The sequence below is a fragment of the Alkalinema sp. FACHB-956 genome (assembly GCF_014697025.1).
Lineage (GTDB): Bacteria > Cyanobacteriota > Cyanobacteriia > Leptolyngbyales > Leptolyngbyaceae > Alkalinema.
The window spans coordinates 23,836-44,334 of the sequence record NZ_JACJRC010000021.1 but is presented as its reverse complement, the minus strand read 5'-3'; the positions used below and the strand labels follow the sequence as shown (position 1 = coordinate 44,334).

At 50.3% G+C, this 20,499-nt stretch carries 18 protein-coding genes; 13 read left to right on the top strand and 5 right to left on the bottom strand.

The window, feature by feature from the left end; translation table 11 throughout:
- Nucleotides 1–102: 102 nt before the first annotated feature.
- A complete protein-coding gene (locus tag H6G21_RS19055; RefSeq protein WP_190575002.1) occupies nt 103–405 on the top strand; it encodes an STAS domain-containing protein in 303 nt (100 codons plus the stop codon).
- Between the two features lie 29 nt (nt 406–434).
- On the opposite strand, the gene H6G21_RS19050 is transcribed toward H6G21_RS19055, so the two are convergent.
- Nucleotides 435–1,385 carry an alpha/beta fold hydrolase gene (locus tag H6G21_RS19050; RefSeq protein WP_190575001.1) on the bottom strand — a complete coding sequence of 317 codons (951 nt, stop codon included), beginning with the start codon at nt 1,383–1,385 and terminating at the stop codon, nt 435–437.
- 371 nt (nt 1,386–1,756) lie between these two features.
- On the opposite strand from H6G21_RS19050, the gene infC reads away from it, so the two are divergent.
- From infC to H6G21_RS19035, 3 genes are all read left to right on the top strand, one after another.
- The gene (gene infC, locus H6G21_RS19045; protein WP_190575000.1) at nt 1,757–2,302 is read left to right on the top strand and encodes a translation initiation factor IF-3; all 546 of its coding nucleotides are present in this window, start codon (nt 1,757–1,759) and stop codon (nt 2,300–2,302) included.
- A gap of 269 nt (nt 2,303–2,571) precedes the next feature.
- Entirely contained in the window at nt 2,572–5,742 is a 3,171-nt protein-coding gene (locus H6G21_RS19040; RefSeq protein WP_190574999.1) for an MFS transporter, read from the top strand.
- A 213-nt stretch (nt 5,743–5,955) separates the two neighbouring features.
- Complete coding sequence (locus H6G21_RS19035; RefSeq protein ID WP_190574998.1) at nt 5,956–6,453, top strand: cyclic nucleotide-binding domain-containing protein; 498 nt, start codon at nt 5,956–5,958, stop codon at nt 6,451–6,453.
- A 75-nt stretch (nt 6,454–6,528) separates the two neighbouring features.
- Here the strand turns inward: H6G21_RS19035 and H6G21_RS19030 are convergent, their stop codons facing one another.
- Nucleotides 6,529–7,356, bottom strand: coding sequence for a mechanosensitive ion channel family protein (locus H6G21_RS19030; RefSeq protein ID WP_190574997.1), 828 nt, complete (start codon nt 7,354–7,356; stop codon nt 6,529–6,531).
- Between the two features lie 353 nt (nt 7,357–7,709).
- On the opposite strand from H6G21_RS19030, the gene H6G21_RS19025 reads away from it, so the two are divergent.
- Together H6G21_RS19025 and H6G21_RS19020 are read left to right on the top strand one after the other, a co-directional pair.
- The gene (locus tag H6G21_RS19025; RefSeq protein ID WP_190574996.1) at nt 7,710–7,913 is read left to right on the top strand and encodes a hypothetical protein; all 204 of its coding nucleotides are present in this window, start codon (nt 7,710–7,712) and stop codon (nt 7,911–7,913) included.
- 151 nt (nt 7,914–8,064) lie between these two features.
- The gene (locus tag H6G21_RS19020) at nt 8,065–8,733 is read left to right on the top strand and encodes a HEAT repeat domain-containing protein (protein WP_190574995.1); all 669 of its coding nucleotides are present in this window, start codon (nt 8,065–8,067) and stop codon (nt 8,731–8,733) included.
- A gap of 100 nt (nt 8,734–8,833) precedes the next feature.
- On the opposite strand, the gene H6G21_RS19015 is transcribed toward H6G21_RS19020, so the two are convergent.
- Nucleotides 8,834–10,567: a DUF3352 domain-containing protein gene (locus H6G21_RS19015; protein ID WP_190574994.1), complete on the bottom strand. Its 1,734-nt coding sequence runs from the start codon at nt 10,565–10,567 to the stop codon at nt 8,834–8,836.
- A 336-nt stretch (nt 10,568–10,903) separates the two neighbouring features.
- Between H6G21_RS19015 and H6G21_RS19010 the strand changes: the two genes are divergently transcribed.
- The 4 genes from H6G21_RS19010 to hrcA all read left to right on the top strand — a co-directional run bounded on the left by H6G21_RS19010 (nt 10,904) and on the right by hrcA (nt 15,802).
- Nucleotides 10,904–11,299 (top strand): hypothetical protein, encoded by a 396-nt coding sequence (locus H6G21_RS19010; RefSeq protein ID WP_190574993.1) that lies wholly within the window; start codon nt 10,904–10,906, stop codon nt 11,297–11,299.
- A gap of 522 nt (nt 11,300–11,821) precedes the next feature.
- Entirely contained in the window at nt 11,822–13,513 is a 1,692-nt protein-coding gene (locus H6G21_RS19005; protein WP_190574992.1) for a GspE/PulE family protein, read from the top strand.
- A 232-nt stretch (nt 13,514–13,745) separates the two neighbouring features.
- Complete coding sequence (locus tag H6G21_RS19000; protein ID WP_190574991.1) at nt 13,746–14,093, top strand: rhodanese-like domain-containing protein; 348 nt, start codon at nt 13,746–13,748, stop codon at nt 14,091–14,093.
- Nucleotides 14,094–14,713: 620 nt separating this feature from the next.
- Complete coding sequence (gene hrcA, locus H6G21_RS18995) at nt 14,714–15,802, top strand: heat-inducible transcriptional repressor HrcA (protein ID WP_190574990.1); 1,089 nt, start codon at nt 14,714–14,716, stop codon at nt 15,800–15,802.
- 103 nt (nt 15,803–15,905) lie between these two features.
- Here hrcA and H6G21_RS18990 read toward each other — a convergent pair whose 3' ends face one another.
- Nucleotides 15,906–16,820, bottom strand: a complete 915-nt coding sequence (locus H6G21_RS18990; protein ID WP_190574989.1) for a CoA-binding protein — start codon at nt 16,818–16,820, stop codon at nt 15,906–15,908.
- A gap of 370 nt (nt 16,821–17,190) precedes the next feature.
- Nucleotides 17,191–18,390 (bottom strand): ATP-grasp domain-containing protein, encoded by a 1,200-nt coding sequence (locus H6G21_RS18985; RefSeq protein WP_190574988.1) that lies wholly within the window; start codon nt 18,388–18,390, stop codon nt 17,191–17,193.
- 328 nt (nt 18,391–18,718) lie between these two features.
- Here H6G21_RS18985 and H6G21_RS18980 point away from each other — a divergent pair, with 328 nt between their 5' ends.
- The 3 genes from H6G21_RS18980 (at nt 18,719) to H6G21_RS18970 (ending at nt 20,492) form a co-directional block, all read left to right on the top strand.
- Nucleotides 18,719–19,354 carry a YqiA/YcfP family alpha/beta fold hydrolase gene (locus tag H6G21_RS18980; protein ID WP_190574987.1) on the top strand — a complete coding sequence of 212 codons (636 nt, stop codon included), beginning with the start codon at nt 18,719–18,721 and terminating at the stop codon, nt 19,352–19,354.
- A gap of 158 nt (nt 19,355–19,512) precedes the next feature.
- Entirely contained in the window at nt 19,513–19,938 is a 426-nt protein-coding gene (locus H6G21_RS18975; protein ID WP_190574986.1) for a CAAD domain-containing protein, read from the top strand.
- A 383-nt stretch (nt 19,939–20,321) separates the two neighbouring features.
- Entirely contained in the window at nt 20,322–20,492 is a 171-nt protein-coding gene (locus H6G21_RS18970) for a 50S ribosomal protein L32 (RefSeq protein WP_190574985.1), read from the top strand.
- The last annotated feature ends 7 nt before the right edge of the window (nt 20,493–20,499 follow it).

The window sequence follows — 20,499 nt, the reverse complement described above, 5'->3', positions numbered from 1 at the left end:
CGATGGTCGCATAGGTTGAGGGGGCGCGACAAAGCTGATTTTACGGATGATGGCGATCGCTGAGATTGCTTACATAGGAGGATGCGAGATGAGTATCTGTCTATGCTGGATGCAACTCAGGAATTAACAATCATTCGAATGCCCGCCCACATTGATGCCGCCGGAGTCAAGCAATTGGCGGATCAATTCCACCAAAAAATTCAGCCCCACAGTGGTGTGATCTTGGACTTGAGCCAAACCCATGTTGTGGAACTAGATGCAGCCCACATTTTGATCCAAGGACTGGCCATCGCCAAACAGCGATCGGCCAAATTATCACTGATGGGCGTGCATTCCAATATTGCAGCCATCTTGTCTGCCACGGGGGTGCTTCAGCATTTCCGCAAGCTAGGGTCTGCCCATTAAAAATCTCTGGGGATCAATTTCCCGCAGCGTCACTTGCAGGGAAGCTCGGAACTTGCGGGGACGCTCGAAGGGGCAGTCCAAGACTGGAGCCAATCTAGCAAAATCGGATTGAACACATCTGGACATTCATCGTGGGGGCAATGGCCCGCCTGGGGAATTTCCACGAGCTTGACCGCTGGATTAAATTCGACAAACTTGCGGGCTAGGCTGGGGGGAACCATCGTGTCCTGAAGCCCCCACACCAATAAAATCGGGATCGAAATTTGAGGCAGCGCATAGCGGGCAGTGTATTCCGGTGGGAGTTGGCGCTGCCCTTTGACCATGGCCGCCAAGGTGCGGGCGGCTCCCACTTCATTGGGGGGATGGCTGAGAATCTCCACCAATTCATCATCGATGTTGTTGGTGTCGGGGTAGGCTCCCTTGACCCACGATCGAATCCGAGTCGGTTGACGAACCCAGTGGAAAAAGGGCACAAAAATCGGGGGCAGGGTAAAAAATCCCTTCATCCAGTTACCCAGGGGTTGCACGATCTTTTGCATCCATGCGGGCATTTCTACAGCGGAAAAGTCCGGGAGGTTAATCAAAGCGAGCCCCGCCACCATGTCGGGATGCTTAGCCGCCAACCCCACACAGACCACTGATCCCAGGGAATTGCCCACCAGCACGATCGGACGACGGATAAATTCCTGCCAAAACGCATACACCTGTTCCACCCAGAGGGCCGTTCCATAGGCCGCGATCGCCTTTTCTGACGCCCCAAAGCCCAGTAAATCCAAGGCATAGACCGGATGGTGCTGACTCAGAAGGGGTACATTATGCCGCCAATGCCCGATCGAGGCTCCAAACCCATGGAGCAGCAGAATGGGGGTTGCGTCCGAAGCAGCGGCGTGAGTTGCATAGCTATAGCGAATTTTCCAGCCTCGCCAAAACCAATCGCGCTGAAAGCCAATTCGATCGTGCCAGGACTGCATGGTTGTCACGGTTGCCTCCCTCAAAGTTGCTTCTCAGACTGAATACCGGATACCCCTGCCCTCCAGATTCGGAGCAGCCATGATGTCAGGTATTCAGTTAATTAAATTAAGGAAATGGAAGAATCGGAGATGAAGTGAGTAGAATAACGGTTACAAACCTTAGTGTTTTACCAAGCCTTGAGTTTGGTGGAAGACTGCTGAACTTTGAATTTGATCCTGCTAATCCTGAATAGTTTCAGTGCTGGATCGGGACAAGTTCAACATATAGTAGATCCAAAGTAGACCTAAGGAGATCGATTTGGGGCATACTTTTAGCAGCCGAAAGGCTAAGTTGTTTTGTAAACTGAATTGTTCAATTATCTAATCCACTTTAACCAACGGTGCCTGTGACGGAAAGAGAAAGAGAAAGACGATTTAACCGTGATCTGCCCATGATTAATGAGCGCATTCGCTTCCCCAAAGTGCGGGTGGTGGATAGCGACGGCGGTCAGTTGGGGATCATGACCTCTAGGGAAGCGCAGCAGCTCGCTGATGAAAAAGAGCTTGACCTAGTCCTCGTAAGTGACAAAGCGGATCCGCCTGTCTGCAAAATCATTGACTACGGTAAGCACAAGTTCGAGCAGGAGAAAAAAGCCAAAGAGGCCAAGAAAAAGCAGCATACCGTTGACGTTAAAGAAGTCAAGATGCGCTACAAGATTGAGGATCATGACTATAACGTGCGCATCAGTCAGGCAGAGCGGTTCCTCAAAGCGGGAGATAAGGTGAAGGCCACCATCATGTTCCGTGGACGAGAAATCCAACATAGTGATTTGGCAGAGAGCCTTTTGAAGCGCATGGCTCAAGATCTCCAAGAGATCGCTGAAGTCCAACAAGCGCCGAAAAAAGAAGGGCGAAACATGATGATGCTCCTCGCTCCGAAAAAGTAAACCTCGATCGAGACAGTCGCGATCGGTGACTTCTAGAAGACATCTTGATGGGGTGTCTTCTTTTTTGCTTTTCTATTTGACCTTTTCTATTTGACCTGTTTCATTTGACAGGTTCTATCTGACTAGTTCTAGCTGACAATGGAGCTGCTCGATCGAGAGATAAATTTTCTCGCAGAGAGGGCTACCAGTATTTAGAATGAAGGCCGTCGGGGAACACTAAAAGTAGCCTTTTCAGCATGCGCACACCCATTTTTCGCGAGAGCGCATAGATGACCACAGGAATCCAGGAACCCAGTAAAGATAATTTCGGCAATAAATTTCTCCGATGGATTAATTTGCGTCCGGGGGAAGGGGAACGCACGTTTTTGATGTTTGCGTCCTATGCCGCAACCTCGATCGGGGTGCTTTGGTTAGAAGCCACGGCCTCCGCAATGTTCCTAGAACACTTCAGTGCTGATAACTTACCCGTCATCTATTTGGCGAGTACCCTGATCAGTATTTTTCTGGGATCCATCTATGGTTGGCTGCAATCCTTTGTGGCCATGCGTTGGCTGATTGTCTTGGTGGCATTACTGATGGCGGCTCCTTTGCCCCTGTTTGTTATGGGGTTTAAAGCCCCAGAGGGGATCGCGATCGCTGGGTTCACGGTGTTTCGCGTCTCTGTTCTGCTGATGCGATTGTGGCAGCAGGTGCTGTATGTTCTCAGCGACCTTAACACCACCATTACGGTTAATCAGCTTTTTAATATTCGAGAAATTAAACGTGCTTATCCCCTGATCAGTAGCGGCGTCCTAGTGGCCGATGTGCTCAGCGGATTTGCCCTGCCCCTCGTTCTCAGCCGCTTGGGCCTATCGGGGGTCATCTGGGTTGCCTTCGGCATGATACTGACGGGAGCCGGGCTGCTCTTTTCCATTAGCCAGCGTCAGCAACGCTACTTCCGGAGTTCCGTCCGGCGAGAATCTAGCAATACCGAAGCGACTAAGCAACTGCGCGGCCAGTCTATGAACTATCGCTGGTTGTTGTTAGCGTTCTTTGTCCTAGCGGAAGCAATGTTCCTGCTAGTGGATTTCCAGTTTTCTAAACAACTGGAATCCTTGACGGCCAATCCGTTGGAATGGTTTGGAGCAGTCGGGCCCAATGTGACTCGGAGTGAAAGAATTGCAGGATTTTTAGGATTGTTCCAAGGGGTCTTGGGGATCTTGGAATTGATCATGCAATGGGGGTTGTCTCCCCGCATTTTAGAAACCCTCGGCATTTTTGCAACATCAGGACTGTTGCCCATTCTGGTGTTGGCGTTTGGCAGCACGATCGCCCTGTTTCCCTACCTGCCCCAATTCGGCGAACTGACGGTCATCATCTTTTGGATGATTGTAGTCCTCAAGTTCTTCTATGAATTGATTCATTTCACCCTGCTAGCCAGTGTGAGTCCTGTCCTATTCCAACCCATTCCAGCCCGCTGGAGTAATGCCATCCAAGCCAGCGTTCGTGGCTCAGCAGAACCGATCGCCACGGGATTGACGGGGGGATTACTCTTGGCTTCGGTGGGGCTAGGATGGCAGAAGAGCCTCGGGGCAGACAACTGGCGCAGTCTGCTTTTCGGTGGCATGATTCTGCTAGCAGCAGCTTGGCTGATCAATATCTGGTTGATTCAACGGGATTACGTCAAAATCTTGGTTCTGAGTGCCCGTCAGGATCAACTGGGCATGAGTTCCAATCCCGCTACGATTAAAGAACTCAAACGGGCTGCGATCGAAGCTCTCAGCAAACCCGGCCTTGAAGATTCTCGACTTGCTTGTATTGAACTCTTATTCCAAATTGATCCCCGTAATGCAACGGAGATTCTCGCTCCGATGTTGCTGTCATTCCCCCCCGAAGCCCAGTGCCGGGTACTGGAATTTATGGTGGATCATGCCAGTCCTGAGCATATTGTGTCTGCCCGCCGATTAATCAATTTTTCGGCACCCCCCGAGGTCGTCGCGGCGGCACTGCGCTATGTATTTTTGACCGATCCCCATGCTGACCTGAAAGAACTGAGTATTTTTATCCGACCCCAGTCCCCACCGGCAATTCGTGGCACGGCTGCGGCCTTGATGGTGGAATTGGGGAATCCCCAGCAGAAAGCCGAGGCAACCAATGTGCTGCGGCTGATGTTGACCCACGCCCAGGAACAGGAGCGATCGGAAGGGTGCCATGCCATTCGTCATCTTAAGTATTTGCAAGCTTTGCAAATCTACGTGAGTGAAATTGTTAAGAAAGAAACATCGATCTCTGTGCGGCGATCGGTGCTGGAAGCAATTTCCATGACCCATTACGAAAAGGGCTACCCGGCTCTCGTGGACGGGTTATACGACCCCGAAACTCGTCATGTGGCCATGCAAGCCCTGACTTACTTGGAAAATGAGTCCTTGCCCAAGTTGCAACTGTTGGTGACCGATTGGCGGCAACCCGAATCGGTACGCAGTTCAGCTTGGATGGTGATTGGGCAAATTAGCACCACCGAAGCCCTCGATTTTATGGTGGATCGGCTAACAACCAGTTGGGGGGAAGATCGAGCCCATATCCTACGATCGTTGATCAAGGTGCCGAAGGACGAGGGCATTGAAGTAACGGCAGAAAAGCTGGGGCGATCGGGAATTGAAATGCTGATCGAACAGGAACTAATGCTGATTGGTCAAACCAGCGCTGCGATTCTCGATCTGTCTGGGCAAATTACCCACCGTTCCTGCGAAGAAATGCTGCGGCGGGCCTTGCGCACCATTCAGCTAGACTGCGTCGATCGCCTGTTTATGTTGATGCAATTCCTCTATGAACCCGACGCGATTCAAGCCGCCGCCTTCAACCTCAAGTCAGGCTCATCCGATAACGTGGCTCAAGGTCTGGAAATTCTAGACAACAAGCTAGACATTCCACAAAAACGGGCTTTCCTCACCATTTTGGAACGCATTCCTCGGGCTCAGTCGGGCCGGAGTACCCCTGGGATGAAATTACGGCGCACTAGCCATCGCCTCAGCCGTCAAGAACAGTTAGAACTCCAAGAACAACTGCAAAGCTTAAGTAGCTTGATTACCTATCAACCGATGGAACCAAGCGATCGGTTAATTCATCTCATGGATCTCAGACACTTTTTGTCGGACTGGGTCTTAGCCTGCGGGTTTCACTTGGCTCGGGCGGAGCAGTGGTCCCTAGAGCGCCATCATGTCTTGGGTGGACTCCGGAGTTCCAGTGGCTTTTTGAGAGAAGCAGTATTGGCTTACTTACAGTCGATGTACCCAGCGGCCTACATGAATGTGTTGCCACGCATGAAGAATGATCCTGAACCGATTTTGCGGTTCCACATTCGCGATCAACTTCAGCAGCTAGGGCCCCAATCGTCTAGTCCCCTGGCCTCTGGATCCGATGATGATGATATGCCTAACACCGCAATTCTAGGCCCCATGTAAGCCTGGGAGACTCTAAGCCTGGGAGACTCTAAGCCTGAGAGACTCGAAGCCTGGGAGGATGGTGCCGATTACAAACTTTTGTAGGTTAAACCACTGGTTGGTTGCTATTGCAGCCGCTATCCGTAGAATATTCTTAGTGACGCCTTAATTAGGTTTTTAGGGCATACTCAGTAACAAGGCGATTAATCTTCAGGCTCTTGATCTTCCAGCAACATGCTGAATTTGTTTGACCGACTATTACTGGTGCGAGGCGTTCCTATTTTTGAGGAACTGCGGGAGGATTTTTTGATCCGCCTCGTCCCCGTTATGGAAGAAGAAGTGTTTGAAGCCAAACAGCCAATTATTCGCCAGGGTGAAGAAGGCAGTTCAATGTTTATCATTGCCTCTGGACAAGTCAAAGTTCATATTGGTGATCAAGAACTCAAACGCCTAGGGCGAGAAGAATTTTTTGGTGAAATGGCCCTTTTTGATTCTGAGTCGCGATCGGCTTCGGTTACGGCCCTAGAAAGATGTGTGTGTTTAGAACTTACCCAGCAGCAACTTTACTCCGCGATCGATGAAACGCCGGGAATTGCCCTCAACTTAATCCGTATCCTCTCTGGCCGGATCCGTAAGCTCAACCAGGAAATCAATGAATTACGGGGGCAAAGTAATGGCGCGGCTCCCAAGGTGACAACGCGGGAAGCCACTGCGCGAGTCAAACGCCCTTAGGTGACGGCTGACGGGTAAGAACTTATACACCGGTGGGCCGTGACCTGGGGTGTAATACGGGTCGAATTAATGGACTCAAGCATTCATCGAGGAAGCATCGGAGGACGGGTCGATCGTGGACTCGACAGTGGGGTATTGAGTCTGGGATTGCTCAAGATGCCGTTTCACACTGTACAGAATATCCGCCCGAACTTGATCGTAGTCACTGGATTGGCACCAAGGCTTGAGGCTGATGGTAGTGGAGTGTGTACCAATTACAGTGACTTGGGCAATGGGTTTCGGGTGGGTCAGGACTTTGGGATGGTGTTCTGCGATCGCGAGGAGATCCTGCAACGTAGGTTGAAGCGGGCGATCACCAATGGGAATGCGAATATCCACGCGCCGGGTTCCCAGCACCGTTTGATTTTTTAAGGTTCCGCTGAACAGTTGACTATTGGGAATCGTAATCCGGACATTATCCCCGGTGACAATCGTGGTGGAAAAGAGGCCAATACTATCGACTGCACCGGAGACGCCCCCTCCTTCGATCGTGTCTCCCACTTCAAAGTGGCGAAAGCTAATTAACATAATGCCCGCGGCCAAGTGGGAAAGGCTATTTTGCAGTGCCAATCCCACGGCTAACCCTGCGGCCCCAACAATTGCAACTAGCGTCGTCGTTTCAATCCCGATCGTATTCAGCGCAGCAATACTACCCACCACCCAGATCAGGATTTTCAGGACTTGCAACAGGAAGCGTTGTAAGGTCGGTTCAATCCGATTGAGCAATCGTTTACTGATGGAAACACTCAAGGTCCCAATCCAGTTGGTGCAGAGTAGGATGACGATCGCCCCTAGGAATTTGGGCAGAATTTGCCAACTCCACTGGCTCACGCCATCATTGCTCAAAAAATCGGTGATTGTCATAGTCCTAATAGATACGAGGAAGTCATCAATTGAGAGATCAATGGCCCCATTGGTGAGATTCAACTATCAATTTCACCATGAAAACTGAAGATTTCGGCAATTTCCCCCAAGCAAAACTTTCCCTTACAAAACTTTCTATCGCAGGTAAACTGGCAGTTGGTGTCCTTGGGAGGTTCTCCTATTCCTACCAATGCTCAACTCAAGACTTGCTTTGATCTGTGTCAGCGGTTAACGTTGATGTATCGTTCGATCGGGTTAGTCTGTTTTGACGAAACGTCCGGCAATATTTTCATCCTGGCAGGGGATGAGACAGAAATTCTAATCTATCCAGATGGTCGATGGAGATTTCAGAAATGAAGCCTAATTTCACCACCATGAGTCGTGCTGCGTTGAAATCCTACTTATTGGCCCACCGCAACGATGCGGCTGCCATGAGCGCTTACATTCAAAAAATCAGTGCCGAACCAGGATGGGTGGAATGTTCAGCATTGACTTCCCCAGCGGATTTAGATAACTATCCAGAATTTTTGGAGAAAGTTCGGCGGGCGGGGCAGTAATGTCCTCAACATCAGTCGTATCCTCCACACCCAGTTGCCCCGATCAGCCAGTTGCCCCGATAGGTATCGGCTAGTGGCCCTAGCCCTTGGCAGCAAAGTTCCGAAAAATTGCTCCTACAATTGAGGAATCGTTCCTCAGGTAGGTCTGTGTATGCTTTTTTCTCTCGAGCAGATTTCTAGTCGGTTAGAAAGTCCCAGTGTCAAAGATCGAAAATTAGCACTGGCTGCGCTAAGAGAGGTGCCTCCTGAGGATGCGGTTCCTTTAATTAAAAAGGTATTGCATGACGAAAACCAGCAGGTGCGATCGATGGCGGTGTTTTCTCTGGGGCTGAAGCCGACGGATGAATGCCTGCCCATTTTGGTAGAAGTCTTGCAAACAGAAGCAGACTATGGCGTCAGAGCCGATGCGGCGGGTGCGCTCGGGTATCTTGAAGATGTCCGAGCCTTTGAACCTTTGGTTCGAGCCTTCTATGAAGATACGCAATGGCTGGTTCGATTTAGTGCAGCAGTGGCATTGGGCAATCTCAAGGATCCTCGAGCTAGGGATGTGTTGGTAAAGGCTTTGGACAGCCCAGAAGTTGTCCTACACCAGGCCGCGATCGCAGCCCTCGGGGAAATTCGAGCCATTGATGCGGTGGATGAAATTCTGCGGTTTGCCCAAGCGGAGGACTGGTTGGTGCGGCAACGGCTGGCAGAAGCACTCGGTAATCTGCCGACAGAAAAAAGTTTATCCGCGTTGAAATATTTAGCAAAAGACAGTAACCCCAGTGTGGTTGAAGCGGCTTGCTTAGCACAGCAACGCTTGGAGTCGTTGGCCTAAAAAATCATTGCGATCGCAAGCTTCTTGGCCCAAGAATTCCTGCGATCGCGGGGGTATCAATTATTCGCAATTATTCGGATCAATCACGGATTGCGGAATTCTAGCGGAATTCTAAAAGTAGCCCCCCGGTGGTAATGCCCTCTTGCTGACCGTAACCGCTGAGCTTCAGTGCTTGCAGGTTCCCTAGGAGTGGCTGGGCTGTCAACTCCAGCAGCTTAAATCCTGGTAAGTCTTGCTCCAATTGGGCTTGTAGGGTCGGCCAGCTAACCTGCAAATAGCCGTTGTTGGGTGTATTCAGTCCTTTGAAGCGACTGGTAACCGTGGAAGCGGATGAATTGTTTTGAAGAACGGTGTCTAGGATTTCGATCGAAGGGGCAAAGACTTCATAGTGATCGATCGCGGTGTGTACCCCAGCCACCTGGACTTGTAAGTTACGCTCGGTGAGGGTGAGATCGGTCGAGCTAGACCCACGATCGGCTGGAATGGTGGGCGTCGATGCTAACTGAGTCCAAGCATCCACAGTCCGCTGCCCCAGCTGGATTTTTCCTGGGGTCAGACCCTGCTGTTTAGCTAGCTCATTAAGGTGCTGAATTCCCTGCTGTAGGGCTGTCTCGTCACTCCGATCGACCATCAAAATCCAATCGGGCTGAGCGGCTTTAGCGGTTTTGTTGGGGAGAAGGGCAAAGGCATATTCCCCCTTGACCCAGTTGAGGATGTCATTGGTCAGTGTCAGATGCCAGCGGGATTCTAGGGATTGAATCGGCTTTTGGATCCAATCGGAAAGTTTAGCATACCCTTTCGTTCCTGCAAGAATGCCCTGCCAAGTGGCCTGAAGCTGAGTTCCAGCTGCAATGAACTGGCTATTGGTGGGTAAGTACTGGAGGGCCGCGATCGGTTGGGACAAGGTAGCAACTTCTGTGCGATCGCTGGGCTGGGTGGGGACGAGAGCAACATCAGCCACTAAGCCTTGGCGGTTAGCCGATAACCCAATCGCCATGCCTTGGTAAGTGACAGACTCCTTACCCGTGAGCGTATCCAACTGATTCAGAATGGTGCGATCGCCCAGGGCTGCTGCAAATTGGGGCAGGTTGAGGTAGGCGAGCCCAATTCGTTGCGGCGGCAAATGGCTGATGGCCCGTTGATAATCCGGCGAGTTCGCCAAGTTTAGATCAGGCGCTTGGACATTATTAATTGCATTGCGCAACACCTTAGGACTGTTGGCAAATAGGACAAAGCGATCGCCCACGACCGCACTAGCCAGCGTCAACGGAACGTCTTGATTGGTTTGCTTGACTTTACCGTAAATAATTTGCGTACCTTGGTATTGCTCTAACACCAAATCTTGGGGAGAAACGGCACGCTGCTGCCAAAACAATTGCAGAAACTCCCGCGATCGTTGCGTATTTTTGGTCGTGAGTGCGAGAAGATAGCCAACCTGATTGCCCGTTTCTGTATCCCGATCGACATCCAGATTCGTGATGGCCGCCGTAATCTCATTCCCTAGCCAGGGTTTAATCGCTTGGTCGTATTGCGCATCGCTGGAACCCAATAAGCTATCCCGAAATACTTCAAATTCTTGGCGAGCTTGTTTTTTCAGGTTTGCAGGCACTAAGGCTTGGCGGACAGTAGCCAAGCGATCGGGCGTCCCCAAGAGGGAGACCATAGCCGGAGCGTTTTTGGGAATAAAGATCATGGCAGTCGGTTCAGAGGTCGCCCCTCTGCCCCCCCCCCCAAACGCCCCCTGGGATAACATCCAACCGAATCCCAACAAGACAACCAAGAGGGGAATTGCGACAACAAGAGTTAGAGCAGAAAACAGTGATTGACGTTTCATGGGCAATCTGGCTTAACCAATCCAGGGTTATTATTCCACACAGTCTTGGGTCAATAGAGCAACGCTTCGTGTTCCGTAATGGTGTTCTGTGATGGTGTTCTGTAATGCTATAGCATCGGCCTAGAGAGAATTAGACTCTGGGAATCTGGAAATTAAAGCTCAGGGGCGGTAGCTGGTTGAAGCACTGGTGGCTAACTCACCTAGCCCCATGGATCGAGGCGGAGAATCACGATCGATGATAGATCCGCAATCCCTCGGTCGATGCTTAAGTATGGCTATGCTGAGAATAGTTACAATTGCGACATCGCCTATTCCTTTGGATGGACGCTAGGTAGCATGCTCGAAAATGATACGGTTCCTCAACCCGAAAACCCAGTACCCGAGATGTCGGATCCTCCTTCTGAACCACCTGAGGATGCTACGCCCGATCAAACCCCGAACCACATGACGATCGAACAGTGGTTAGAGCGACTGCGGAGCAGCGATCGAGCCTTTTATAACATGATGGCGATGGAAGTTTGGTCGATCGCAAAGAGCATGGATACGCTGATTCCAGGGTTTTGGCATCGCTTCATGACCAATCGCCGAGAGGCCATGCAGAAATTTTTGGCTGAAAAGCGTACCCAAGTCAGCGCACCCCTCCATGAACCAGAAGCAGCGGGGCAGGTAGACCCTTTAGAATCTGCGGTTGATGAGGATTTAGATACAGAGTCAGTCCTGGATACGGATTAAGGATTCGAGAGGTAGGATTCGAGAGGTAGGATTCGATTTTGCCCGGGCAGATCGGCATTCAGATCTCGTTCAGATCGGTCAGAACTCGTTCAAATCATCGTTCGGATGGTGGTTGAAAGTCAGCATGAACAGTCCGAAGTTCTGTATTCTTAGCTGAATTCACGGTTAAATTGCCTAATTGTCCAATTTTAGCCCAACGCTTACCGTCATTCTTACTTGCATCCTTTCTTTTTGGGAGATGATGTATTTTTCTAGACTTGTAGTTTACGGATTTAGGGAGTTTGATCAAGTAGCTAGTAAGTGGTTCTACAAGTGGTTCTACCCGTTCTCTGGAGTTAATCAGTTGTTGAATGGAGCTTATTAAATCTGTGCTGCATTTCTCTGAATTGATGTTCGTAAAGTTATCAAAAGGTTTATCCAGCCAGTGCTCCCCCCATGCATAACCATGGGATTCTCGTGAGAGATATTGCTGAGAGATATTACAAGAGCGACTGATTCTCCTTCATCCCCAGCCCTACCCCTATGAAAGCAACTAGCCTCTCTGTTTGGAAACAACTCAAACAACGCGCAATTACCGTTGATGAAGCCCTAGAGTTGTTGATCGATCGCGACGGAAATGTCATCTTTGAGCTCCTCGACGGGGAAGTCAGCGATCGCTTCATGCGGCAATTTGCCGATCGCCAATCCCTGCCAACGGTGATTCCGCTACTGCTATGGCGGAATTGTTACTACCTGGGCTGCCCCAAAGCGCTCTCTCAAGCAGAACTACGGGCGATCGGCGAACGCACGCTAACAGAGATTAAGGTGATTCCAGTTGCTGAAAAAAGTTATCGCACTTGGTATCACTTGGCCCATCTGGATCGCAATACGATCAGTGCTGTGCCGTTGGTGAATCCTTTAACTGGAGAGCGGGAGCAGGAAGACATTGGTCAGATCACCGAACTGCATCTCTCCCGTGCCGAAGATCAGATTGGCCGCATTAAAACGATTATTTCGGGGGCCTTGCGCAACCGAGCCAGTGACATTCACTTGGAGCCTACGGCGGAAGGGTTACGAGTGCGCTATCGGATTGATGGCATTCTGCGAGACATTACCACCCTGCCCCCCGAAATTAGCCGACGGGCGATCGTCGCGCTCAAAGTAATGTCCAGTATGGATATTGCGGAGAGCCGCCGTCCCCAGGATGCTCGGATCGGCGAAAGCTACGCCTCCGGTGAGCAAAATGAAATGGGGCTGGACATGCGGGTGAGTACTTTGCCCTGTGTCGGTGGGGAAAAAGCCGTGATCCGGTTGCTGCCCCGCGAAAACCCCTTTTCGGGTATGGATGAGTTAGGATTTACGCCCCATACGTTGGAAATTTACCAATCCTGGCTGAAGCAACCCCAAGGAATGGTGATCTTCACTGGCCCAACCGGGTCTGGGAAAACCAGTACGCTCTACACCAGCTTGCAGACGATCGCCACGGAATATGTCAACGTGGTGACGGTGGAGGATCCCGTAGAGTACGTTTTACCCCGGATTACCCAAACCCAAGTCCATGAAGCCGCAGGCATGACCTTTGCAGCAGGGCTGCGATCGATTCTGCGGCAGGATCCGGACATCATTATGGTGGGGGAAATTCGTGATCATGAAACCGCAGAAACCGCTGTACGTGCAGCCTTAACAGGTCACCTAGTACTGACCACCCTGCACACCAATGATGCCACCAGTGCGATTCCTCGTTTGAAGGATATTGGGCCGGATCCTGGGTTGCTGAGTGATGCCTTGTTAGGCGTGGTAGCCCAACGGTTGGTGCGCAAGGTCTGCCCCCATTGTGCTGAACCCTATACCCCGACCGACAAAGAATTGACGATTTTGGGCATTACCCGTGAAGAAGCCCAAGCCCACAATTGGATGAAGGGGAAAGGTTGTGCACGGTGTTTCAACTCCGGACATTTGGGTCGGGAAGCCATCATTGAACTGCTGAATATCGACGACACGGTGCGACAGATTATCTATGAAGGCACCATGACCCAACTCCATGGATATTTAGCGGAGAGTAATTTTGAATCCTTCCGCATGGCCGCGATCGCGAAAGTTAACGCAGGGGTGACAACGGTGGATGAAATTTTGCGGGTATTGCCCCACAGTGCCCTTGCCCGCCGAAAAACCGTCCGCCCACCCGCCCACATTCCGCCCACCCATATCAAGGTGATTAATCAACAAGCGATTTAGACCACGGTCAACCAATGGTGAACTCATTGTTAGCGCATTATTAACCCGTTGAATGCAGGGGATCCCCTGAGATTGATCAACGGGGACTCGTTTGCGGATTGGAGAGCATGGTAGGCTGGGCGGGGATTATCTATGAGCTTGAGTTTCAATCCTTTTAAGTTCTCAGACCGTTAAGTCCCCAGCCTGTTAGTCCCTAGTCCGTTAGTCCCCAGCCTGTTAAGTCTCCATTCCTATGTTTCAACCCACTCTGCCCAGCATTAGTGTTGAAGAACTGGCTCAACAATTGGCCAATATGCCGGATTCCTTGCAACTCGTGGATGTCCGTGAGCCGGAAGAACTGGCGATCGCGCAGTTACCGAATAGCATCAGTCTCCCCTTAAGCCAGTACGAAGTCTGGTCGCGGGATATTCACAGTCGTCTGGATGCGGATCAAGCCATTGTGGTGTTGTGTCATCACGGTATGAGATCGGCCCAGATGTGCCAATGGCTGATGGGACAGGGATTTACGCAAGTGAAGAATATTACTGGGGGGATTGACGCTTACTCCGTATTGATCGATCCGTCGATTCCTCGCTACTAGCCAGCCTTCTGGTTTGACTAGACGATCGGCGAATTTTGACAAGTGCAAGAATTTTGACAAGTGCAAATCAGGTGGGACTCTGCCAAGGGAGAGAACTGCCTACAAATGCTGCATTCTTGCTTTTGAAAATTGCGCCAAAACTGCTCACCCTCAGCAACGACAGAAAACGAGATCTGCTATCTTAGGGACACATCATTGCAGAAATTGCAAAAACTTAACAACTTCCGGGTTCTGTGCCAGAAGTCTGTTGAGTCTGTTACGTTCTGTTGAGTCTGCTAGGAGATCGGAGCGTGAAGTTGTCCGTCAAGATTTTTCTACATTTTTAGAATTTCTTCGATCGCACCTTGACGACTCCAGGATTGCCTGCGGAAATATTGCTTGCGAACCGGAATCGCCTGCGGACCGGAGTTTCCATAGCAATCTTGTGCTGAAGGGCAGTCAGTCTGTGGGCCGTCAGTTGGTCCAATGGGCCGTCAGTTGGTCAATAGTCAGTGATTTTACGCGAGCAGCAGGTTTCCCTGCATCTGTTTTAACTGCATCTGTACTGAATCTGTTTTGAACCTTAATCCGTTTTAATCCTCATTTAACGCCCGTTTAGTTCCCTTCCCAGTAGCTTCAAAATGTCTATTCAAGTCACCCTTAACAACCGCCAGCAGCAGGTTCTTTGGGCTACGGTACGACACTATGTTGCCACCGCAGAACCCGTCGGATCAGAAGTACTGGTTAAAGAATATAAGATGAGTGTGAGTTCCGCGACGATTCGGAATGCCATGGGGTTTTTGGAGAAAGCGGGCCTGTTGTATCAGCCCCATACCTCGGCGGGCAGAGTTCCGTCGGATTCGGGCTATCGATTGTATGTGGATCATTTGATGCAGCCCATGCCACAGATGACGCCCCAGGTAGAACGATTGTTGGCCGATCGCTTGCAGGCAAGCAACTGGAGCGCAGAAGCTGTTTTAAAAGGTGCTGCACAAATTCTTGCAACTTTGAGTGGCTACATCACCCTGATTACGACCCCGCTCACCCACAATTTGGAGCTGCGCCATTTGCAACTGGTGCAAGTTGACCCCAAGCGAGTGATGCTAATTCTGGTGACAGATACCTATGAAACGCAGTCGGTGCTGATGGATTTGCCGGAATCGCCGGAGCCGGAAGATGCGGAATTGTTGGAGCAGGAATTACAGGTGTTGTCCAACTTTTTGAACGATCGCCTCCGAGGCAAAACGTTAGTGGATGTGCAGGCCGTGGACTGGCGGGAACTGGGACAGGAATTTGAGCGGTATGGTAGCTTGCTGACCGCGATCGTCCAGGAAGTGGATCAACGGCTGGCTCAGGGGGCTGCGCCCACTCAGATTTTGATTAGCGGCTTGGCAGAAGTGCTGCGGCAACCGGAGTTTTCCGAGTTGCAACAGTTACAAACCATTTTGCAATTATTAGAAGAAGGGCAACAGCAACTGGTGCCTTTGATTTTCGATCGACCCCAAGGTGGCGATTTACAAGCCTCCCGCGATCGACGGGTGATGGTGCGCATTGGTGCAGAAAATCCCCTTGAACCGATTCGTTCCTGCACACTCATTTCCTCCACCTACCATCGCGGCAACATTCCTGTGGGGAGTATTGGCGTTTTAGGCCCCACCCGAATGGACTACGACAACGCGATCGCGCTAGTGGAAGCAACCGCAGATTACCTCTCGGAACGCCTCAGTTAACCCCTTGCACTTAGATTTTTCTGGTTCACAGAAAAATCTCTATGAGACAGCTATGAGCCAGATAAATCCCTCAGAGTGTCAGCGATCGCAAAAGTTCTTTGTGTCATGAGGCTTGGAGTTTTGAAGGCGATCGCTTCAGCAATTTATGCACCAAATCAGGAATTTGGGAGGGACGCTCGGCCACGGGAACTCCCGCCCGCTTGAAGGCCGCTACTTTACTTTCTGCTGTCCCAATATCTGGGCCAAAGTCGAAGGTTTTGGATTCAATAATGGCCCCTGCATGGCCAATTCGACGATTACGCGGAGCAGTGTGACCAGCAATGTAAGCGACAACGGGCTTATCGATCGCCTCTGAAATATAGTGGGCTGCCCGTTCTTCACTATCGCCGCCAATCTCTCCCACTAAAACGATCGCCTCCGTTTGGTCGTCTTCCTCCAGAATTTGTAGCCATTGGGGAAACGTGGAACCCACGATCGCATCACAGCCAATACTGACCCCGATCGACTGTCCAATCCCCGCCCTGGTTAAGGTGCGGGCAATTTCATAGGTTAGGGGGCCATTGCGGGTGATTAATCCTACATTCCCTGGCATGTAGAAATCGGGGGGATGAATGCCCAACAATAACTGTCCTGGCACAATCACTCCAGGGCCATTGGGGCCAACCACCAACGTTTCCGTTGCCTCCGCTTGGCGCACAAGATGCACCATATCTAGGGGCGGAATCCCTTGGCTAATGAGAATAATTTGCCGAATGCCAGCTCGAATGGCCTCCAGCGCCGCATCCAAGGCTGCATAGGGATGGGTGCAGATAACTGTGGTTGAGATGCCCCGCGCGATCGTGGGAATTTGTTCAACCATGTCGTAAATCGGAATATCGGCCACTGTGCTGCCTCCATACCCCGGACTCACCCCTGCAATAATATGAGTGCCGTAGGTTTTCATTAACGGAGCATAGGTCATTCCTAGGGGTTCTGTGATCCCTTGAATAATGACTTGGCTAGTGGGCGAAAAAATCATAAATATCAAACTGCACTGGATTAATTATTCTTGAGCGAAATTACTTATTCTTTGGCAGGAAGAATCCATTCGCTCAAACATTCGCCTGAGAGCTTGTGCTATGGACTATAAAACGGTTGTCTCCAAACTCGCAAGCTGTTTGAGGATCGAGCCCCACTCCCTGCGTGCTGAAAAGATAGCAAGTTTACAGCCACCACTCTCCCAGGATTCTTGGCGCACACATAAGGTGAAGCTTATAGGATAGCGATTTTAGTTGAGGGCTGTGGCTAGATGGATGACATTTCCTACAATGCCCGGATGTCTTCGTCCGATCTTGGGCCACTCAAGAATTTCCGTAAAATTACTGAGTTTCCTTCGGGTTAAGTATTGGTTAAGACGAGGTTTTATTAGGTTTAACTCGCTGCATCACTTCCTTGATCGCTGCATCCAGATCCTCCAGAACCACGATCGACGTTCCACTCAGGATTTCCTTAGCAGCTTCGTAGTCCTTGCCCGCGAGGCGCACAATCACTTGCGGTGTAAAGGTGACTCGGCTGACGATCGTGTCTTCTTGAGTCCGGGTATAAGTTCGCACATTGTGGGTGTGATTTTGCAGGAACTCCACTAACGTCTGGGCAATATCTTGGCAGGAAACAATGCCGCCAACTAAGTTGACTAAAATGATCTTAAGTTGGGACTGTTGCCCCATGCGATGGAGCCCCTGATCCAAGCGTTGACACAGGGTATTGGGGAGCCATTGATGGTGGGTTTCGCTGCCGATGTTGAGAAAACACAGGGGCTTACCACCGGCCTGATACACCAAATCTAGCGTAGCCATGGTCAACCCCGCGCCATTGCAAATCAAGCCGATCGACCCATTGGTATCCATGGTCATTTGCAGTTCCGGTTGCCGATCGAGGGGATTGACGATCGGGGATTCGCTCAAACTCGCGAGATCAGGATGTCGCCCTAAGGAGCCATCGTTGACCGTCACCTTGCCATCTAAGGCCATGATCTGACCGGCGTGATCCACCGCTAGCGGGTTAATTTCAATCAGATCTAAATCCTTGTCATCGAGCAGCCAATACATTTTTTCAATCACTTGGCTGACAGCATTCATCAAATCGCCCTGCAACCCCATCTTGAGGGCCAACTGTCTGGCATAGAACGGTGAAAAGTCCCCGTCCACGACGACTTGCTGCATTTGGTCAATGGCCGACTGGACTTCCATCCCCCCTTTACACGAGCCTAGGAGAACCGGGCGACGAATCGATCGGTTTAATGTAACGGCTAAATAAAACTCCTGAACGGCATCAAATTTGGCTTCTGCCAGCAAAGCCTTGGGATATTCGCCCATGATGGGCAAATTAAAAATCGTTTGGGCAGCGGCAACCGCATCAATAGTATTTTCAACGAAGCGGACTCCCCCCATGCGGCCCCGGCCCCCAATGTAGACTTGGGACTTTAAAACTACAGGGTAGGGAATGGTGAGATTTCTCAGATCCTTGGGCCGATCGATCCGTTGGGAGGGCAAGACGGGAATGCCAACCGTGCGGAATAGTTCTTTAGCTTGATATTCGAGGAGATCCATAGTTCGCCTGCGTCTTTTGGGTGGCATGTCCTGACTTCCAACTCCTTAAAATATACTTTTGCAGCGATTAGATCCATGGGTTCCCGCTGCCATGATTGTTACGTGTTTTTCTGCCGGGGCAATTACGCCCCATCCTAGCGAGGACACCCCAATTCCCTCTATATCCCATCTGACAGAGTCCTGGCTGAGTCTAGGAGGGTTTATGCACCGAATCGTTGGCAATTCAACCGAGGTTTAACGGAACGTACGATCGTCCGATGGAAAATGATTGTTTTGAATGATTGCCTTTAATGATTATTTTTGATCATAACTTTTATAGGGTTTTCTTATGATGTATGTCTATCTCCATGGGTTTGCCTCCAGTCCACGATCGTGGAAAGCCCAGTTTGCCAAATCCCGATGGCAAAAATATCACCAACCCCTCATTACGCCGGATCTTAATCAAAATGATTTCTCGCACCTCACCCTCAGTCGTCAAATTCACCAAGTCCAAACACTAATTGCTGATGCACCCGCTGTGACACTGATTGGCTCTAGTTTTGGGGGACTGACCGCCGCTTGGTTGGGGGAGCGATTTGCGAATGTGCAAAGGTTGGTTTTACTAGCCCCCGCCTTTTATTTTTTGGAAAACTGGCTGCCGACGATCGAGCCAGCGGCTTTGCACAAGTGGCAAGCGGGGGAACCGATGATGGTTGACCACCATGGCGAAGGACAAAAATTGCCGCTGCACTATCAATTTATCCAGGATTTAGAACAGTACTCTGAATCACATTTACAAAAATCCCTACCCACATTAATTATTCATGGTCAAGGGGATCAAATCATTCCGATTCAATCTAGTTATCAATATTCCCAAAATCGCCCTTGGGTGACGGTGGAAAGCGTGGATGACGACCATGCTCTCACGGAGATTCCAGAAGCTATTTGGCAAAAAATTGAGCAATTCTGCGGTTTGCAGTCTTAAAAATGGGTAAATGCTTCACTTCGAGATCTTTGGGCCTAATTGGGGTCAAAAGTTGCGTTTGATTTGATTTGCCTATCTCCTGGTGAAAACGGATGGCAAGAAATCCAAGAGAGGCAGTATCATTAACGAGTCGTGGTTGAGAGGACGTAATGTTAGGTATGGAAACTGAATTGCAACAAGCTGAATCTACAGCACAATCGGAAGCAACGATCAGCCTGGAAGATGCTGGCACTCTGGCGCAACTGTCTAGTTCAAACGAGACCAGCGAACAGGTCAAGGAAGTGCTGAGTGTTGCCTACGAGATTCTGTCCAATCTGCCGGAGCGTTTGGGTGAATTCTTCACTGAGTACAAGCAGTTGATGGTCACCCTGGGATTGATTTTTGGGTCGATCGTAGCCGTCAAGCTGACCCTAGCTTTGTTGGCTGCTTTGAATGAAATTCCGTTGGTTGAGCCCGTTTTGGAGTTGATTGGTTTGGGCTACTCCACGTGGTTCATCATCCGCTTTATGTTGAAGGCCGAAAAGCGCCAAGAGTTCTATGTGAAGTTTAACGATACGAAGGATCAAGTCCTGGGTTCCAAGTAACACTCTCACCGTGGATCTCATCGTGGAAAGGACATCAATCAGCCTTCACCAATAGACAGTTAGATCCTGTTATGGGGGACGGTTGCTGCCTATCTGTTGATTAAAGTTTGAAATTGATCAGATCGTGTTCGATCGTCCAAGTAGCTTCGGGGTGCAAACTTCCGAAGCTACTTTTTTCGAGGCTACTTTTTTAGGGGTTCGAATGGGGGCTCCAGGGGGCAAGTGGGGGGAGATCCTTGGAGGAGCATGGCGCGATCGGAATATTTTTTGATACTTTTTAGTGCGAGTAGGATTTTATTGATCTTATCGATCGAAAAACTGACAAGGCTCTTCCAATAGCGTAGAATTGAAAGGTTGTCTAAAACAGCAAGACTCAGAGTACTATGGCATGTCCTAAGAAGAAAACCTCCAATGGCAAACGCGATCAGCGTCGTGCGACTTGGAACCGGAAGGCTGAACTGCAAGCTCAGCGTGCTCTGTCTCTCGGTAAGTCTGTCCTCACCGGTCGGGCTAAGGGATTTGTTTATCCCACTGAAACAGAAGACGAAGAGTAAGGTTGTA

What these genes read in the sequence shown, in the direction of transcription:
- H6G21_RS19055 (WP_190575002.1), top strand. Translation starts at nt 103, where the DNA reads ATGCTGGATGCAACTCAGGAATTAACAATCATTCGAATGCCCGCCCAC.
- H6G21_RS19040 (WP_190574999.1), top strand. Translation starts at nt 2,572, where the DNA reads ATGACCACAGGAATCCAGGAACCCAGTAAAGATAATTTCGGCAATAAA.
- H6G21_RS19035 (WP_190574998.1), top strand. Translation starts at nt 5,956, where the DNA reads ATGCTGAATTTGTTTGACCGACTATTACTGGTGCGAGGCGTTCCTATT.
- H6G21_RS19030 (WP_190574997.1), bottom strand. Translation starts at nt 7,356, where the DNA reads ATGACAATCACCGATTTTTTGAGCAATGATGGCGTGAGCCAGTGGAGT.
- H6G21_RS19025 (WP_190574996.1), top strand. Translation starts at nt 7,710, where the DNA reads ATGAAGCCTAATTTCACCACCATGAGTCGTGCTGCGTTGAAATCCTAC.
- H6G21_RS19020 (WP_190574995.1), top strand. Translation starts at nt 8,065, where the DNA reads ATGCTTTTTTCTCTCGAGCAGATTTCTAGTCGGTTAGAAAGTCCCAGT.
- H6G21_RS19015 (WP_190574994.1), bottom strand. Translation starts at nt 10,567, where the DNA reads ATGAAACGTCAATCACTGTTTTCTGCTCTAACTCTTGTTGTCGCAATT.
- H6G21_RS19010 (WP_190574993.1), top strand. Translation starts at nt 10,904, where the DNA reads ATGCTCGAAAATGATACGGTTCCTCAACCCGAAAACCCAGTACCCGAG.
- H6G21_RS19005 (WP_190574992.1), top strand. Translation starts at nt 11,822, where the DNA reads ATGAAAGCAACTAGCCTCTCTGTTTGGAAACAACTCAAACAACGCGCA.
- H6G21_RS19000 (WP_190574991.1), top strand. Translation starts at nt 13,746, where the DNA reads ATGTTTCAACCCACTCTGCCCAGCATTAGTGTTGAAGAACTGGCTCAA.
- hrcA (WP_190574990.1), top strand. Translation starts at nt 14,714, where the DNA reads ATGTCTATTCAAGTCACCCTTAACAACCGCCAGCAGCAGGTTCTTTGG.
- H6G21_RS18990 (WP_190574989.1), bottom strand. Translation starts at nt 16,820, where the DNA reads ATGATTTTTTCGCCCACTAGCCAAGTCATTATTCAAGGGATCACAGAA.
- H6G21_RS18985 (WP_190574988.1), bottom strand. Translation starts at nt 18,390, where the DNA reads ATGGATCTCCTCGAATATCAAGCTAAAGAACTATTCCGCACGGTTGGC.
- H6G21_RS18980 (WP_190574987.1), top strand. Translation starts at nt 18,719, where the DNA reads ATGATGTATGTCTATCTCCATGGGTTTGCCTCCAGTCCACGATCGTGG.
- H6G21_RS18975 (WP_190574986.1), top strand. Translation starts at nt 19,513, where the DNA reads ATGGAAACTGAATTGCAACAAGCTGAATCTACAGCACAATCGGAAGCA.
- H6G21_RS18970 (WP_190574985.1), top strand. Translation starts at nt 20,322, where the DNA reads ATGGCATGTCCTAAGAAGAAAACCTCCAATGGCAAACGCGATCAGCGT.